This is a genomic window from Vreelandella neptunia, from assembly GCF_022489065.1.
GTDB classification, from domain to species: Bacteria; Pseudomonadota; Gammaproteobacteria; order Pseudomonadales; family Halomonadaceae; genus Vreelandella; species Vreelandella neptunia_A.
Genome location: NZ_JAKVTW010000002.1, coordinates 320,024 through 334,351, shown reverse-complemented (window position 1 = coordinate 334,351; position 14,328 = coordinate 320,024). Strand labels below are relative to the sequence as shown.

The following is a 14,328-nucleotide window of genomic DNA, read 5'->3' as shown; positions in this document are numbered from 1 at the left end:
AAAAACAGCGAACTGATGCCACTTCCAAGGGATTTCTATAATCGGGACACGCTTGAAGTGGCGAGAGATATGCTCGGCTGCTGGCTGGTGCGCGAGCATAACGGCGAGCAGATGGCAGCAAGAATCGTCGAAACCGAGGCTTATTGCGGCGCGGAAGACTCCGCCTGCCATGCCCACCGTCGCCGCTCACCGCGCACAGAAGCGATGTTCGGCCGCGCTGGCCACGCCTATGTGTATCTGGTTTACGGCATGCACTGGTTGCTAAACGTAGTGACTGAGCCGGAAGGCTCGCCCTGCGCGGTATTGATTCGTGCGGTAGAACCCACCGCCAACGAGGCCGCCATGCGCGCTATTCGTCAGGCAACGGGCAAACAACTCAGCAATGGTCCCGGCAAGCTAACGCGTGCCTTAACGATTGATAAAGCGCTATATGGCCATGATATGACCCAGGGTGACAAGCTGTGGATTAGCGCAGCAACCCACGATGCCTCAATCGTCAGCGGCCCACGCGTAGGTATCGATTACGCCCAGCCCGAGCACCGGGATGCGCCATGGCGGCTATGGTTGGAAGATAATGCGTGGGTGTCGAAAGCGCGCTAATAGCACTATTCAAGAGGGCTGCAAACAGCGCACGGCCTGTTCAAGCACCGGTGTTAATGGCGCACGCCACTGATGAGTCAACAGCGCATCCGCCCGGGTGACGCCGAGCGAGAGCGATGCCAGCGGCATGCCCCGCTCATGGGCGGCGCGGCAGAAGCGATAGCCGGAAAACACCATCAACGAGGTGCCCACGGCCAGCACCGCATCCGCCTCGGCCAGCGCGACCTGCGCTGCCAGTCGCCGTTCGGCGGGCACCACATCGCCGTAAAACACCACGTCAGGTTTTAGGATGCCGCTACAGCGCGGACAGTCGAAAATGCGGAAGCTGCTGAAGTCAGTCTCTAAATCGGCGTCGCCATCCGGAGCGTGTCCCGCCTGCAAGCTTGCAAAGCTCGGATTCATGCGCGCCATTTCGGCATGCATGGCGTGGCGCATCATTTGGTAGTCGCACACCATGCACTTCACCATATCCGCCCGCCCATGCAGATCGATCACCCGACGGGAACCAGCGCGCTGATGCAGGCGGTCAACGTTTTGAGTGACCAGCTGTTGGATATAGCCCCGCGACTCCAGTGCGGCCAGTGCCCGGTGCGCACCACTCGCCTGAGCTTCACGCATAGCGCTAAAGCCAATCAGCGCCCGCGCCCAGTAGCGCTGGCGTACGTGATGAGAACTCATGAAGTCGCCATGCTGCACCGGGGGCGGCCGCTTCCACTGCCCATCCGCATCCCGATAGTCCGGAATGCCGCTGTCGGTACTTACGCCCGCACCGGTAATCACCCACAGTTTGGGGTGCTGTTGAATAAACGCTGCCAGCTCCTCACCCGCCTGGGCAACGCTATTTACTATTTCCACGGCCTGCGTCAATCGTTCACCTCTAGGCAATCTTGCTCAAACTCAACGATACTGTATGACAACCAACGCCTGCGCAATGCACAACGGCACCTCATTTTAAGGAGCATATGATGCAACAGTCTGAGCAACGTTCTGGGCAGCACGACCATGATGTCATCATTGTCGGCGGCGGTATGGTCGGCGCCGCGCTGGCAGCGCGCTTGGGCCAAACCGGCTTTTCTGTCGGGCTGGTGGAACAGGGCGATGCCCCCACCCCACCCAGCGGCGATTATGACCTGCGCATCTCATCGCTCAATGCGCGCTCGCTGGCATTTATCAAGGCAAGCGGCACCACTCTGCCGGAAGAGCGTAGCTGCCCGTTTCGCCATATCGATGTTTCCAACCAGGACGGCACCGGCCACTCGCTGTTCTCCGCTGAAGATAGCGGCATGGAAGACTTCGGCATCTTTATCGAAAATCGCACCCTGCAGTATGCGCTATGGCAACGCATAGAACAGCTGCCCAGCGTCACCTGCTACACCCAGTGCGCGCCGTTAAGTACCGTCTCGGCGACGAACAGCCGCCTACTGGAACTGGATAACGGCAAAACCCTAAGCGCCCGCCTGATTGTCGGCGCCGACGGGGCAACATCGACGCTGCGTTCGCTGGCCGGCATTAGCGTGACCCGCTATGACTACCATCAGCGGGCGATGATCATTAACGTGGAAACCGAACTGCCCCAGCAGGACGTCAGTTGGCAGGTCTTTACCACTACCGGCCCGCTGGCCATGCTGCCGCTGCCCGGCCAGCGCGCTTCCCTGGTGTGGTATGACCGCGACGAAACAACCAAAGCCCGCGAACAGCTGGACGATGACGCACTGAAAACGGCCATCGAAATGGCCTTCCCCAAGCGCCTGGGCAAAATCACTCGCATCGTGGCGCGGGCCAGCTTTCCCATCAAGCGCCAGCACGCCCAGCGCTATATCGGCAAACGCTTGGCACTGATTGGTGATGCCGCCCATGTGGTGCATCCACTGGCAGGCCAAGGGTTAAATATCGGCCTGCACGACGCCGATACCCTGGCCGAGATCATCGTCAAAGGTCGCGACCCAGGTGACCCAATTGACCTACTCCGCTTCGAGTGCCAGCGCCGCGTCGCCAACCAGGCCATGATCGCTGCCACCGACAGCTTTCATCACCTGTTTACCGGTGCCAAGCCGCTGCGCCAGCTAGGCGATTTAAGCCTGCAAATTGCCGAGCGCTTCCCGTTCGCCAAACGCATGATGATGCAGCAAGCCAACGGTTTGAATCCGTTTAAATTCCATTAGGATTCATTAATGTATTCAGAATCGACTGATTTGGCAGCGTTGGAGCGGTTTTTCGAGAAGCTGGCACTGCTACCCAAACCGGCACCCCTGACACCCAATTTGTTTTCGGTTGTAGGGCCTGGTCAGCATGAGAATCGACTATCCGACTTAATGGCATTCTTTATGGGCGGTTATCCCGGTGCGCCTCACTGGTTAGCCAAGGCCGTTTTGCATGCTCTCGTTCGTAAAGAGCGACTCGATAATGATCATCTACAGCGAGTCGACTGGGAAGCAGTTACTACCGAACGGGAAGCAGGGAGCTGGAATATCGAAAGCGAATCGACCAAGCGCTTGGACTTAGTAATCTCGGGAAACGATTTCGTATTGGGCATTGAACATAAAGTATGGGCTTCGGCAGAGAATAACCCATTTGATGCCTACGACAGCTTACTGAACAGCTATGCGGTTAAAGCCTACAAATGTGTTTTATGTCCGGATGACTCTAAGGAAAGCATTTGGGCACCCGCTAAAAAAGCAGGCTGGCCGACGCTATCCTACTCGGAACTAATAGCCTCGGCTTATGCACTGTATGGGGAAGATGTAGCGCCCTCTGATCAGACGAAATGGCAAATCTTCTATCAGGAATTCCTGCAGCACCTCACCTCTATCGCCCAACCCACGGAAGAGAAGACTATGACGAAAGAGGATCTGGAGTTTTCGTTAAAGCATTTCCATGACTTATACGAAGCATCTCAGCGTCTGAAACAACTCGACCAAGAGTTGATGGCGGAAGGGAAAAGCCATATTGCTTCTGCTTTGCAGAGAGCGGTCACTGATATCCACACCAAGAATAAGCCGGATATTTTGAATGAACAGACGAGAGTATGGCGTTTTTTCCCAAGCGCTTGGAGTAACACTGGAGGCTCTCAAATATGTCTTGTTTATTATCCTTCATCAGAATCGGAAGGCGATGAAAGTATAGGTTTCGAGATTCGAGCATATCTGGAAAGTCAGAAAAGCAGTGACCCTTGGCTGAAAGAACTCGAACAGGCATTTCTTAAAGTAACTCCTATCACCAAACAGTCGGGCTGCACTTGGTATAGAGATGGTGGTTACAAAGATGGCAATGGTCATGATACTTGGTACGAAACTAAGGGCCGCTGGTTAGTTTTAAGTGCTTGGCCTTATGAATACACCAAGACAGGTGCCATGAAGGCGCTGGGTGATTTGGCGAAATGGGTGAATGAACACGCTTTCCAGACGGCAACGCTTTCCACAGACCAAGCCTAGTAGCCTGCTGACAACCATCGCTCTATTGACTCTTATGATGCTTGCCTTGAGCAAATAACTGCATTATCAGGGTGGTGAAAAGCAGCATATGATTCACAGTATCTCCTTCTGTGAGCGTTATTAACCACTTGCTCCTTTTAAGACTTGAAATGCTAACCGGTGCTAAATGCTAATGCAGCAGGCCAATGGGCAAAATCCGTTCAAAAATCATCTAACCCTGACTATGCTGAGGAGATGGCTGCGATCAGCAGCCCTAAAACAATCATAATACCCCCTCAAAAAAGGAAAGCGCATGCGACGCAAGCAACCACTCGTGCTCGTGACGGTCGCCTCGTTAACCAGTCTAGGCCTACTGTTGGCGTCACCCCTTTGGGCTTGGGATGGCGTCGTTGAGAAGCAGACCTTCGAAATGGACAGCTTCACTACCCAAGGCGGCGAGACGATTCCCAACGTCACGGTGGGTTGGGAAGCCTACGGCGAGCTCAACGACGCCCGCGATAACGTTATTCTGATTACCCACTTCTTCTCGGGCACCAGCCATGCAGCAGGCCGCTATGAGGCAGATGGGCAGCCGACCGGCTTCTGGGATACGATCATTGGCCCCGGCAAACCGCTGGATACCGATGAGTACTACATTCTCTCCTCGGATACGCTGGTCAATCTCGGTGCCAATGACCCCAATGTCATCACCACTGGGCCCGCTTCCCTCAACCCTGATACCGGTGAGCCTTGGGGCATGGACTTCCCGGTCGTTACCATCCGCGACTTTGTCGAGGTACAGCGCGAGCTACTGGAGAGCCAAGGCATTGAATCGCTGCATGCGGTGATGGGTGCTTCAATGGGCGCGCTACAGGCCATCGAGTGGGCCAGTGCCTACCCTGACCGAGTCGAACGGCTAATCTCAGTGATTGGCGGCGGCGTTGCCGACCCATGGCTGCTGGCAACCCTAAGCGCCTGGGCAGCGCCGATTCGACTGGATGCCAACTGGAACGAAGGTAACTACTACGACGGCGAACCGCCTACCGACGGGCTAAAAGAAGCGCTGAAGCTGGTGACGCTCAACGCCAACCACTGGCAGTGGGCCAACGAGACGTTTAATCGCGACTGGGCCGACGAAGCGCGCGACCCCGCGCAGGATATCAACGCCCGCTACGCGATTGAACAAACGCTGGATGACGTCGCCGCCGCCCGTGCTGCCACCTCCGATGCCAACCACCTGCTCTATCTGGTGCGTGCCAACCAAACCTTTATGGCGGGCCACGGCGATTCGCTAGAGGCAGGACTTGCCGCCATCGAAGCACCGACTCTGATGCTGTATAGCGAAAACGATCTCGTCTTCGCACCTCAAGGCGTGCGCCGCACCGCCGAGTTGATTGAAGCAGACGGCACCGACGTGACGATTGAAACCCTGGAAGGCAATCGAGGCCATTTGGATGGTGTGTTATCCATTGACCAGGCGAGTGATACGTTGCGGGCGTTTTTGCGTTAAGTGATATTCAGCGCTGGCTTTAGGTAAAAGCCAGCGCTCGACTCTGATGTCGTCTTAACCACTTAGTGCGCCCACTATTGGTTTTGAAAGGCACTTAAAGCTTCTGAAGAGTATTAACAATAATGTAAGCACCCAGAATCAGAAGTGAAATGAAGAACACCTTGCGGAACATTTGCTCGGATAAGCGTTCTCTAATTCGCTGGCCAATAACCATACCAGCGAGCGCGGGCAGCACCGCCACTGCCGACATTACGCCCGTTTGGAGTGTCAAGAAATTGGCTTGTTGCAATGCCGCCGCGAGAGCCACCGTGGAAACCATAAATAGCATGCCCATCGCTTGAATCAGCATATTCTTCGGAAGGCCAATGGCCTGAAGAAACATCACGCCCGGCACCGCAAATGACCCCGTCATCCCGGTAAGCACCCCATTCGCCGAGCCGATTAACGGCCCTGCCCAAACCTCATGGCGGCTGGGTACAACAATCTTGACCCCGGCCAGGTTCACGACAGCGTAAATAATCAGCAAACTGCCCAGAAGCGCCGTCAGATACGTGAGATTGACGCGAGTCAGTGCGGCCGCACCAATCCAGACAGTAAGAGTCGCCATCGCCAGGAATGGCCAAATGCGAGCCAAGATGGCTCTTGCGTTTCCGCCCACCGTTGACTGCCAAATGTTCGTAACAAATGAGGGAATAAGCATTAGCGCCATGGCCGTTGGCAGATCCAGCGCGACGGTAAGCAGCGCTAGGCTAACTGGCGGGAGTCCAAGGCCAATGACGCCCTTGACGCTTCCCGCAATCAAGAATGTGCCCGCCACTATTAGCAGGGATGCGAAATCAACCATGTCTGCCTCCGATACATTGCCACTAGCAATATATCGGATAGCCCACTCAGTCGCAGCAGATTAAAGGGTGTGGGCCGTTAGCGCGCTGGTCGCTGGCATCTTTCTTGAGCATCGCCTCAGCATACTGCTGATGCCTTGTATTCGTGTACTCAACATCTGTTGCTCGCTGCAACTCTCCCGAATCAAATGCGTCCAGAATATCCTGCTCTTCTTTATTTAATCGACTCATTTTGAACGTTCCAAATAGGCTTTGGTTGCTTTCCAGGGTACGCCCGAGAGCCTTCCGACAAGCTCAACCTTAAAATCCCAAAAACAGCATATCCAACGCCGCAGAAATTTCGTCTTGCTGCTCAGCAAGGCTACCTGCAATCAAACGCAATTCGCTTTCAGGCACAGCAGCCATGTACTGAGTCGCCATAACAACCTCTTGGCCCTTGATGTTGAACACCGGGTTTAGCCTCTGAGCAGGAGACGGTGCCAAGGATTTGGGCAGCAGTGGCACGACCACTCGAGTGTTCAAGCCACTGAGAAGATCAGTCTGAACATCCAGCAGATAGCCATCCCCACCCTTATTTTCAAAGATATCGAAACGGGCCATTAGAACTGACGGTGCCGTGCAAGAGGCAATCCATTCGCTTCAACGTATGCATTCGAGCTTGCAAGGGCTGTGGCATTATCCTCCAACCACTGCTTCTGCTTATGCAGCTTGACCGCCTCCGCAATCCCTACCTCTGCTGATCGTGAAACATTGATTCCCAGCGCCTTAGCCTCTTTTAGAAGAGCACTATCTAGCGATAGATTCGTCGGCTTGCGCATGGATTTGGTTACTTCGGCGGCTTGCATGATTCACTCCTCGCACATAACAATGCACTTACTATATGCGCATATTTATAGCACATCAATTTGCTATTCTAGTGGCTGATGGAAAAGCAAAACTTTCTGGTAGTGAAATCAGGTGAAGGCTATTGCCGCGACTGACCTGCTCGGTGATCATTAAAGAGCGGCGGAACGTTAGCGGCTAGCGTTTTCCTCGGCCACCTGACGAAGCGCATCGACCAACACATCAGCGGGCTGAGCGCCCGAAATCAGGTAACGTCCATCGAGAATAAATGCCGGTACGGCGTTTACCCCTGCCTCCATGAATCGCTGCTCTGCCGCGCGCACTTCGTCTGCATACTGATCGGAGCGGGCGATGGCCTCGGCGGTATCACCGTCAAGCCCAACCTCAATGGCCTTCTCCCGCAGAACCTGTGGATCGGCGGGGTTTTTCGCCTCACCGAAATAGGCCTCGAACAGTGCCAGCTGCAGGGCTGTCTCTTGGTGTTGCGTTCCGGCCCACGCCAGCACGCGGTGAGCAGCGAAGGTATTGTTCGCCCGACGCTCCAGGGCACCACGGAAATTCAGCCCAAGCTCTTCGGCCACCGCCATAATCTCGCGCTGAGACTGCTCCATGCTGGCAGCATCCTTGCCGTACTTGCGGCACAAATGCTCCAGGATCGGCTCGCCCTCAGGCGGCATATCGCGGTTCAGCTCAAAAGGCTGCCAGACCAGCTCGACGTCGATCTCGCCATTGAGTGTCTCTAACGCTTGCTCCAAGCGCCGGTAGCCGATCGCGCACCACGGGCAGGCCACATCGGATACTAGGTCAATTCTTACCTTTTGCATTTTGCTTCCCCCTTCGACATATCCCAAAATTCGATCAAACTAAAGAAAGCATGGTACGTGTATATTGTGAGTAACGGCAGTAGTGATTAGGAGACAGATATGGCAAAAGCAGCGTTAGTGTTAAGCACCCTATTACTTATCAGCGGGTGCGCTCAAAACAGCAATACCGCCGCGTCAGGCGCGCCGGACTCAGATGCGTCGACCGAGCAAAACCAGCCCCACCACCCGGAGACCGATCAATGGGTTGGCCGATGGACAGGCGTAGAAGGGCTATTTCTGGACATCAGCAAGAACGAGGCTGCAGGCCCCGGCCACTATCTGCTTGAAATGCAGTACGGCCTGGATGCCGATCAAAGCGGCACCTTCGAAGGACAGACCACCGCCGAGGGCATTCGCTTCAACCGCGAGGGCGGCCCACAGCTGCTTCGTGCGGGCGACGGCGAAGCTACCGGCATGAAGTGGCTATTGGAAAAGGAAGACTGCTTGGTAGTCGCAACAGGTGAAGGCTATTGCCGCGACTGATCTGCTCGGTGATCTATTAAGAAGTGGCGAGGTGAAATCGGCTATTCGCCCGCTACTTTAAAAAAGTAGCCCGCTTTATCCAGGGTGTACTTAAACCACCACTGCTTTAAGCGGCAACCAGCCTCTTTACTTTAAGCTCTTTGCGATGCTGTTCGGCATGCCAAAGCTCGTATTGGGACTGCTGGTTTAACCAGCTTTCCGCAGAGGTATCAAACGCAATAGAAAGCCGTACAGCCATTTCAGGGCTAATACCCGCCTTGCCGTTCAGCACGGCACTGAGCGTTTTGCGGCTTACACCCAGCGCTTCGGCAGCAGCTGTCACAGTAAGGCCTAGAGGCTCCAAGCAAAGCTCGCGTAATACTTCACCAGGGTGGGGTGGATTGTGCATCAACATTGGCGCTACCTCAGTGGTAATCTTCGTAATTCACTATCTCGGCATCTCCGTCCTCGAACCGGAACGTCACGCGCCAGTTACCACTCACCGTGACTGACCAGATTCCAGAGCGACTTCCCGAGAGTTCGTGCAAACGAAGGCCTGGTAAGTCCATATCTTTGGCATCTGACGCTGCATTGAGTCGACCAAGAATAAGCCGAAGTCTCTTTGCATGCGCGGCCTGAATCCCTGCAGTGCTGCCGGATTTAAAGAATTTTGCCAAGCCTTTGTGTTTGAAGCTTCGGATCATCCATTAAATGTACCCTGCAACGTATCAGGTGTCAAAAGCATATAAAAATCAAAAATAACCAAGAAACTGACTATGCCGCTACAGGAGATAGCACGATTAGATTAAAGACTACTCGCCCGCCACTTCAGTAAAGTAGCCCGCTTTATCCAGGGTGTATTCGCTAAAATCCTGCGCCAAATAAAGCGAGCCTGAATAGGCGTTCTCGGCCTCTTTGCGGATATCTTCGATGGAGGGGGTCGCATTGGGGTTGAGCTGGTAACGGGGGCTAAAGTGCGTCAGCACCAGATTGGGCAACTGTACCGTTTCGGCAAATGCGGCGACAAGCTTGGCGTAGCTATGCCCCACATCACCGGCCTTCTGGGCCATCTCTTCAGTGTAAGTGGCTTCATGCACCAGCACCTGAGCCCCCGCGCACGCCGCAAACAACAAGTCAGGCTTATCATTGTCCCCCGCAATCACCACTTTTCTCGGCTTATGTTTGTAGATCAGATAGTCATGGCTTTTTAACCGCTCACCCTCAAATTCAACATCAAACCCTTGCTTCAACTGCCCCCACAACGGCCCTCTCGGAATCCCCTTTTGCGCTAACGTCTCCACGTCTAAAGCGGCGTCGACCTTTGTCTCCGTAAATCCATAAGCGTAGGACGGCGCTCGATGTGAAAGCCTGTGCGTGGTCACCGCAATGCTCTCAAACGCAACGGTTGGCAGCTCGTCCGAGTCGATAAACTCCAGGGCGAAGGGCAAACATAGCTGTGTAGTCTCGCAGGTTGCCTCCAACCACGCCTTGATGCCTGCGGGCGCCACAATGGTAAGCGGCGCTTTCCGGCCCCCCATACCCGCACTCGCCAGTATGCCCGGCAGCCCATAACAGTGGTCGCCGTGCACGTGGGTAATCAAGATGGCTTTCAGCGAATGAAACGACAGCTTGGTATGCAATACCTGATGCTGGGTGCCCTCACCACAATCGATCAGGTACCAGCCTTTTCCTTTGCTCTCACGCAAGGCGATGCCGGAGACGTTTCTTGTTTTAGTGGGGACACCGGCGGAGGTGCCTAGGAAGAGTAGATTCATATCTTTTACGTGCTCTCGCTTTAAAACCAAGGCGGCAAATTGCCAGTCAGCTAAATTTAAAGGCCACCTTAGCTTTGAAATTACTGCTCTAACGCACTCTGAAACATTTCCCTATAAGCTTTCGGGGTCGTTGATAGTTGATTGCGAAAGTGGTGCCGCAAAGTCGCAGTAGATCCAAAACCAGAAGCTATTGCTATCTGCTCGATAGTCATCGTGGAGCTTTCAAGAAAACATCGAGCCTTTTCCAGGCGCTCTATAAGAAGCCATTTCGCAGGCGTGGTGCCTGTCGCAGCCTCAAACCGCCGTAGAAAGGTTCGAGAACTCATTCCTACAATGCTAGCCATACTTGCGACAGTGTAATTACCATCAATCTCCTCTCGTATATGGTCAAGGAGTGGCCCAATCCGAGAACTTTCATATAAAGAAGGCACTGCGCGCTCAATGAACTGAGCCTGTCCGCCATCTCTGTGCGGTGGGACAACCAAACGCCTAGCGACCATATTGGCTGCCTGCATACCATGATCACGACGCACTAAATGTAGGCAGAGATCAATACCAGCGGCACTACCAGCCGACGTCATTACATCTCCTTCATCGATATAAAGAACATCAGGCTCGACTGCAATCTTAGGGTAACGCTGGCTTAAAGTATCTGTGTAGCGCCAGTGCGTTGTGGCTCGCCGACCGTTGAGCAGCCCCGCTTCGGCTAAGACAAAGACTCCCGAGCATATGGATAGCACACGAGCACCGTTAGCATGTGCCTTGCATATCGCCTTAATTAGAGTCGTCGGCACAGGCTCCGTAGCACCACGCCAGCCAGGGATAATGATAGTGCCAGCCTTCTCAATGGTTTCCACACCAGCATCGACGACAACCCGCATTCCACCTATTGCTCGCATCTCGCCTGGGTCAATACCGGCTATTTCAAATTGGTACCAGTTTTCCCCCATCTCAGGCCGTGGCAAGCCGAATACTTCTACTGCCACACCAAGCTCAAACGTACATAGACCGTCGTAAGCGATGGCGACGACAAGAGGGTTGGCAAGCTTTCGTGCATGATCTGATTTTGGCATGATTTTGAGCATACATGGCAAAACTGCCATCTACCAGGCTCAACACAACTCTCATAGGCTATTGGTTAACCCAACCAATGGAGAAACCTATGAGCTTCGTCACCGACATCCCTGCCGCGCCTTCGGAAACAGCAATAGAGCACTTTCATCGGCGACTGTCTGTTGAAACAGACTGTGCAGACGTGGCAGTAGCACTCAAAAGCTCAGAGCAAGACTTCGTGCTTTTACATGTTGTAGGGGCACTCCAAGACTACGAGCGACGCCACATTCCAGGTGCCATCCACTTTCCGCACAGAGAGATTACAGCCGAAAGCATGATTGAATGGCCGAAAGACACGCTATTCGTCACCTACTGTGCGGGCCCGCATTGCAACGGTGCCGACCAAGCAGCACTCAAGCTGGCCCGGCTAGGTAGACCGGTGAAGATAATGATTGGTGGCATCACAGGATGGGAAGATGAAGGCCTTCCCTTCGCATCTGGGAAAGAGCCGGGGGTTATCTGATGAGCCTCACACCCGTCGCTCCTAAAGTGTCAGTTCGCCCATTTAAGCGTGGCGATGTCACTGATATTCTGAGTTTGATGCGAGAACTTGCAGTATATGAGCGATACATCGATCAATTCCGGGTAACAGAGTCCGATATTATCGAAAACGGACTCAATTCCTCTCCCCGCTTTGGGGTGTTCGTAGCCGAAATGGACGGCGATATTGTTGGTATCGCCGTCCACTATGAAATTCCTTGGACTTACGATCTCAAGCCAGTACTGGTTCTTAAAGAGTTGTTTGTTTCGAAGCATGCACGCGCCCTAGGCGCAGGGAAAGCACTCCTGACTCAAATAGAGAAACACGCCTTGGAAATTAATGCTTCGCGTATTGTGTGGACGGTTCTAAGAGATAACGTCGCAGCCAAACAGTTTTATGTGGAGGTCGGAGGCCAGCAAGATACTGCGTGGGAGCTTTGGGAATTTGTTCATTCAATAAAAGCAGAGTGATTCTGGAGACGTTTCTGGTTTTAGTGGGTATATCAGTGAACGTGTCGAGGGAGAGTAAATTCATATCTTGCACGGGATCTCTCTAGCGCCCAGGAATAGATTTCGTTAAGAGGCTTCAAAATTCAAAGGGCGAAGCGCATCCAAATTGACCGTACTGCGAGCCATCCACAGATCATATCTGTCCTGCATCACCAGCCAACTTTCAGGGGTACGCCCGAGCACCCTAGATAGCCGCAGAGACATTTCCGGGCTAATGCCACTAATCCCTTTGAGCAACCGCGTCAACGTAGAGGGTGAAACGCCCAGACTGGAAGCAAGCTGACGGGAACTGATGCCGAAAGGCTCAAGGTAAATCTCCCGAATGAATTCACCAGGATGCGGCGGAGTATGCATCGTCATTCGTTTAAAAACCCCAGCGAAGCGGAAGATTTGTCATCTGGTGCATAGCTTGGTTATGTAGCTGAAAATGGATTTCATGCTCACCTATATTATCGGGTACTGGCTGCCAGGCGCGCGCCCAAGGTGACAAACAAGGCTCCAAGGACGCGGTCCATCCATAAGCCAACTCGTTGATTTTGTCTCAAGAAAGCACCTAACTTTGATCCTAGCATCACTAAAGGTGGCTCTATGCAAGCCGCGACAACAATGATCAGACTTCCATGCAACAGCAACTGAGCACCGGGAGGGCCAGCCCCCTCTACGACAAACTGAGGCAGGAAAGCTAGGAAAAATACAGCCACTTTCGGGTTAAGGGCAGACACCAGCGCCCCTTGCCAATAGATTGAATGCATTCGTTGCTGGCTGACGCTACCGCTGGGCTCGAAAGAGTCACCACGCGATAGGAGCATTTTGATACCCAGCCATATCAAATATGCGGCGCCGACCCACTTAACAATAGAAAATGCCAGAGCGGATGTGGCAAGGATTGCTGAAAGCCCCACCGCCGCCATCACGACATGCAACGCTGCCCCGGTCCAAATGCCAAACATTGCAGCGAATCCATGCTGACGCCCATTACGCAACGTTTGCCCCAAAATGAAAGCAATATCTGGGCCTGGGGAAAGGTTTAGCAGGACCGCCGCACCAAGAAATGTCACCCAGTGAATTATTGTGTAATCAAACATTTTGACACTCCTATGTCCTTAACTAAGACCAGCTCTATCGTGCTGCCGACTACCTCGACTGGGTCGCTTAATGATCAAGCTTCTTTACGCTAGCACTTCCGTTTCTGGTGTCCAGTACCACCACGCCCTCGGATTCAGCATCCATCTGGGCAAGCAGCTCGCCACGACCATTCCAGGCGGCCGATTGCCCGACGCTGATAAAGTCGTCGCTAGGTCCAACACAGTTCGCCATGATCACAAGCATATTATGTTTGCTTGCGACCGCTGGATAGTGCGCCATTGCTTTGGCGATACCGCCCAACGGTTTGGCAACACTGGCTAAATACATATCCGCAGACAAGGTTGCTGCGCTATCAGCATGATTCATTTGAAGTGACTCGTAGCAGATAGCAGGCACAAGCCTAGAGCCCTCTCTTTCCAATACAAGCTGTTTACCGCCCGCCACAAAATAAGGAAGTTCATCGGCGTGAAGCTGTTGTTTCGCGTATAGGCGGCGAGCATCACCGGGCGAGAGCCACACCATGCCTATACACACACCAGAGCCCATGGAGATTGGCATGCCAACGCCGATCAGCATGTTAGTTTTGTCGCTGTGTTCCTGAAACACATCAAGCCGCTGGTCCGCTATATCCATGGCAAGAGAATCCGCGAGCCGGGGCTCGAACCCCGTGAGCGACAACTCAGGGAAAAATACCACATCGGCCTGCTGCGAAATGGCAAGTTCGATGAGTTCAAGATGCTTAGCAACATTGGCTGACAGATCACCGGCTACGGGTCGCAACTGAGCGGCACATACCTTCATGAAAGAACTCCTGACCAATTACTACAGTTCACC

Annotated in this window: 20 protein-coding genes; 7 read left to right on the top strand and 13 right to left on the bottom strand. The window is 53.7% G+C overall.

Annotation, left to right across the window (positions count from 1 at the left end; translation table 11 throughout):
* Positions 1 to 15: 15 nt before the first annotated feature.
* Positions 16 to 600, top strand: a complete 585-nt coding sequence (locus MLE19_RS05730) for a DNA-3-methyladenine glycosylase (RefSeq protein WP_240717109.1) — start codon at positions 16 to 18, stop codon at positions 598 to 600.
* A gap of 9 nt (positions 601 to 609) precedes the next feature.
* Here the strand turns inward: MLE19_RS05730 and MLE19_RS05725 are convergent, their stop codons facing one another.
* Entirely contained in the window at positions 610 to 1,467 is an 858-nt protein-coding gene (locus MLE19_RS05725; protein ID WP_240717108.1) for an NAD-dependent protein deacetylase, read from the bottom strand.
* A gap of 98 nt (positions 1,468 to 1,565) precedes the next feature.
* Between MLE19_RS05725 and MLE19_RS05720 the strand changes: the two genes are divergently transcribed.
* The 3 genes from MLE19_RS05720 to MLE19_RS05710 all read left to right on the top strand — a co-directional run bounded on the left by MLE19_RS05720 (position 1,566) and on the right by MLE19_RS05710 (position 5,520).
* On the top strand, positions 1,566 to 2,762 hold the full coding sequence (locus MLE19_RS05720) for a UbiH/UbiF/VisC/COQ6 family ubiquinone biosynthesis hydroxylase (protein ID WP_240717107.1): 1,197 nt from the start codon (positions 1,566 to 1,568) through the stop codon (positions 2,760 to 2,762).
* Between the two features lie 9 nt (positions 2,763 to 2,771).
* Positions 2,772 to 4,031, top strand: a complete 1,260-nt coding sequence (locus MLE19_RS05715; RefSeq protein ID WP_240717106.1) for a PD-(D/E)XK nuclease family protein — start codon at positions 2,772 to 2,774, stop codon at positions 4,029 to 4,031.
* Between the two features lie 292 nt (positions 4,032 to 4,323).
* On the top strand, positions 4,324 to 5,520 hold the full coding sequence (locus MLE19_RS05710) for an E22 family MetX-like putative esterase (protein ID WP_240717105.1): 1,197 nt from the start codon (positions 4,324 to 4,326) through the stop codon (positions 5,518 to 5,520).
* 94 nt (positions 5,521 to 5,614) lie between these two features.
* Here MLE19_RS05710 and MLE19_RS05705 read toward each other — a convergent pair whose 3' ends face one another.
* From MLE19_RS05705 to MLE19_RS05685, 5 genes are all read right to left on the bottom strand, one after another.
* Entirely contained in the window at positions 5,615 to 6,364 is a 750-nt protein-coding gene (locus MLE19_RS05705) for a sulfite exporter TauE/SafE family protein (protein ID WP_240717104.1), read from the bottom strand.
* Between the two features lie 46 nt (positions 6,365 to 6,410).
* Positions 6,411 to 6,593 carry a hypothetical protein gene (locus MLE19_RS05700; protein WP_240717103.1) on the bottom strand — a complete coding sequence of 61 codons (183 nt, stop codon included), beginning with the start codon at positions 6,591 to 6,593 and terminating at the stop codon, positions 6,411 to 6,413.
* A gap of 69 nt (positions 6,594 to 6,662) precedes the next feature.
* The gene (locus tag MLE19_RS05695) at positions 6,663 to 6,962 is read right to left on the bottom strand and encodes a CcdB family protein (protein ID WP_240717102.1); all 300 of its coding nucleotides are present in this window, start codon (positions 6,960 to 6,962) and stop codon (positions 6,663 to 6,665) included.
* Positions 6,962 to 7,207 carry a type II toxin-antitoxin system CcdA family antitoxin gene (locus MLE19_RS05690; RefSeq protein ID WP_240717101.1) on the bottom strand — a complete coding sequence of 82 codons (246 nt, stop codon included), beginning with the start codon at positions 7,205 to 7,207 and terminating at the stop codon, positions 6,962 to 6,964. The genes MLE19_RS05695 and MLE19_RS05690 overlap by 1 nt, the downstream gene beginning before the upstream one ends.
* Before the next feature lie 168 nt (positions 7,208 to 7,375).
* A complete protein-coding gene (locus tag MLE19_RS05685; RefSeq protein ID WP_240717100.1) occupies positions 7,376 to 8,029 on the bottom strand; it encodes a DsbA family oxidoreductase in 654 nt (217 codons plus the stop codon).
* A 99-nt stretch (positions 8,030 to 8,128) separates the two neighbouring features.
* On the opposite strand from MLE19_RS05685, the gene MLE19_RS05680 reads away from it, so the two are divergent.
* Positions 8,129 to 8,551, top strand: a complete 423-nt coding sequence (locus MLE19_RS05680) for a hypothetical protein (protein ID WP_240717099.1) — start codon at positions 8,129 to 8,131, stop codon at positions 8,549 to 8,551.
* 106 nt (positions 8,552 to 8,657) lie between these two features.
* On the opposite strand, the gene MLE19_RS05675 is transcribed toward MLE19_RS05680, so the two are convergent.
* The 4 genes from MLE19_RS05675 to ftrA all read right to left on the bottom strand — a co-directional run bounded on the left by MLE19_RS05675 (position 8,658) and on the right by ftrA (position 11,408).
* Positions 8,658 to 8,945 (bottom strand): HigA family addiction module antitoxin, encoded by a 288-nt coding sequence (locus tag MLE19_RS05675; protein WP_022520034.1) that lies wholly within the window; start codon positions 8,943 to 8,945, stop codon positions 8,658 to 8,660.
* A gap of 10 nt (positions 8,946 to 8,955) precedes the next feature.
* Positions 8,956 to 9,234: a type II toxin-antitoxin system RelE/ParE family toxin gene (locus MLE19_RS05670; RefSeq protein ID WP_240717098.1), complete on the bottom strand. Its 279-nt coding sequence runs from the start codon at positions 9,232 to 9,234 to the stop codon at positions 8,956 to 8,958.
* Between the two features lie 108 nt (positions 9,235 to 9,342).
* Positions 9,343 to 10,305 (bottom strand): ribonuclease Z, encoded by a 963-nt coding sequence (locus tag MLE19_RS05665; RefSeq protein WP_240717097.1) that lies wholly within the window; start codon positions 10,303 to 10,305, stop codon positions 9,343 to 9,345.
* 80 nt (positions 10,306 to 10,385) lie between these two features.
* Positions 10,386 to 11,408: a transcriptional regulator FtrA gene (gene ftrA / locus MLE19_RS05660; RefSeq protein ID WP_240717096.1), complete on the bottom strand. Its 1,023-nt coding sequence runs from the start codon at positions 11,406 to 11,408 to the stop codon at positions 10,386 to 10,388.
* A gap of 59 nt (positions 11,409 to 11,467) precedes the next feature.
* On the opposite strand from ftrA, the gene MLE19_RS05655 reads away from it, so the two are divergent.
* Both MLE19_RS05655 and MLE19_RS05650 read left to right on the top strand, forming a co-directional pair.
* The gene (locus MLE19_RS05655) at positions 11,468 to 11,881 is read left to right on the top strand and encodes a rhodanese-like domain-containing protein (protein WP_240717095.1); all 414 of its coding nucleotides are present in this window, start codon (positions 11,468 to 11,470) and stop codon (positions 11,879 to 11,881) included.
* Positions 11,881 to 12,369 carry a GNAT family N-acetyltransferase gene (locus tag MLE19_RS05650; protein WP_240717094.1) on the top strand — a complete coding sequence of 163 codons (489 nt, stop codon included), beginning with the start codon at positions 11,881 to 11,883 and terminating at the stop codon, positions 12,367 to 12,369. Before MLE19_RS05655 ends, MLE19_RS05650 begins: the two co-directional genes overlap by 1 nt.
* A gap of 105 nt (positions 12,370 to 12,474) precedes the next feature.
* Here the strand turns inward: MLE19_RS05650 and MLE19_RS05645 are convergent, their stop codons facing one another.
* The 3 genes from MLE19_RS05645 to MLE19_RS05635 form a co-directional block, all read right to left on the bottom strand.
* A complete protein-coding gene (locus MLE19_RS05645; RefSeq protein WP_240717093.1) occupies positions 12,475 to 12,768 on the bottom strand; it encodes a HigA family addiction module antitoxin in 294 nt (97 codons plus the stop codon).
* An 89-nt stretch (positions 12,769 to 12,857) separates the two neighbouring features.
* Entirely contained in the window at positions 12,858 to 13,493 is a 636-nt protein-coding gene (locus tag MLE19_RS05640; RefSeq protein ID WP_240717092.1) for a LysE family translocator, read from the bottom strand.
* 67 nt (positions 13,494 to 13,560) lie between these two features.
* Complete coding sequence (locus MLE19_RS05635) at positions 13,561 to 14,295, bottom strand: carbon-nitrogen hydrolase family protein (RefSeq protein WP_240717091.1); 735 nt, start codon at positions 14,293 to 14,295, stop codon at positions 13,561 to 13,563.
* Between the last annotated feature and the right edge of the window lie 33 nt (positions 14,296 to 14,328).

Excerpts from the sequence above, each read along its gene's own strand:
- MLE19_RS05730 (WP_240717109.1), top strand. The coding sequence starts at position 16 with ATGCCACTTCCAAGGGATTTCTATAATCGGGACACGCTTGAAGTGGCG.
- MLE19_RS05720 (WP_240717107.1), top strand. The coding sequence starts at position 1,566 with ATGCAACAGTCTGAGCAACGTTCTGGGCAGCACGACCATGATGTCATC.
- MLE19_RS05715 (WP_240717106.1), top strand. The coding sequence starts at position 2,772 with ATGTATTCAGAATCGACTGATTTGGCAGCGTTGGAGCGGTTTTTCGAG.
- MLE19_RS05710 (WP_240717105.1), top strand. The coding sequence starts at position 4,324 with ATGCGACGCAAGCAACCACTCGTGCTCGTGACGGTCGCCTCGTTAACC.
- MLE19_RS05705 (WP_240717104.1), bottom strand. The coding sequence starts at position 6,364 with ATGGTTGATTTCGCATCCCTGCTAATAGTGGCGGGCACATTCTTGATT.
- MLE19_RS05700 (WP_240717103.1), bottom strand. The coding sequence starts at position 6,593 with ATGAGTCGATTAAATAAAGAAGAGCAGGATATTCTGGACGCATTTGAT.
- MLE19_RS05695 (WP_240717102.1), bottom strand. The coding sequence starts at position 6,962 with ATGGCCCGTTTCGATATCTTTGAAAATAAGGGTGGGGATGGCTATCTG.
- MLE19_RS05690 (WP_240717101.1), bottom strand. The coding sequence starts at position 7,207 with ATGCAAGCCGCCGAAGTAACCAAATCCATGCGCAAGCCGACGAATCTA.
- MLE19_RS05685 (WP_240717100.1), bottom strand. The coding sequence starts at position 8,029 with ATGCAAAAGGTAAGAATTGACCTAGTATCCGATGTGGCCTGCCCGTGG.
- MLE19_RS05680 (WP_240717099.1), top strand. The coding sequence starts at position 8,129 with ATGGCAAAAGCAGCGTTAGTGTTAAGCACCCTATTACTTATCAGCGGG.
- MLE19_RS05675 (WP_022520034.1), bottom strand. The coding sequence starts at position 8,945 with ATGTTGATGCACAATCCACCCCACCCTGGTGAAGTATTACGCGAGCTT.
- MLE19_RS05670 (WP_240717098.1), bottom strand. The coding sequence starts at position 9,234 with ATGATCCGAAGCTTCAAACACAAAGGCTTGGCAAAATTCTTTAAATCC.
- MLE19_RS05665 (WP_240717097.1), bottom strand. The coding sequence starts at position 10,305 with ATGAATCTACTCTTCCTAGGCACCTCCGCCGGTGTCCCCACTAAAACA.
- ftrA (WP_240717096.1), bottom strand. The coding sequence starts at position 11,408 with ATGGCAGTTTTGCCATGTATGCTCAAAATCATGCCAAAATCAGATCAT.
- MLE19_RS05655 (WP_240717095.1), top strand. The coding sequence starts at position 11,468 with ATGAGCTTCGTCACCGACATCCCTGCCGCGCCTTCGGAAACAGCAATA.
- MLE19_RS05650 (WP_240717094.1), top strand. The coding sequence starts at position 11,881 with ATGAGCCTCACACCCGTCGCTCCTAAAGTGTCAGTTCGCCCATTTAAG.
- MLE19_RS05645 (WP_240717093.1), bottom strand. The coding sequence starts at position 12,768 with ATGACGATGCATACTCCGCCGCATCCTGGTGAATTCATTCGGGAGATT.
- MLE19_RS05640 (WP_240717092.1), bottom strand. The coding sequence starts at position 13,493 with ATGTTTGATTACACAATAATTCACTGGGTGACATTTCTTGGTGCGGCG.
- MLE19_RS05635 (WP_240717091.1), bottom strand. The coding sequence starts at position 14,295 with ATGAAGGTATGTGCCGCTCAGTTGCGACCCGTAGCCGGTGATCTGTCA.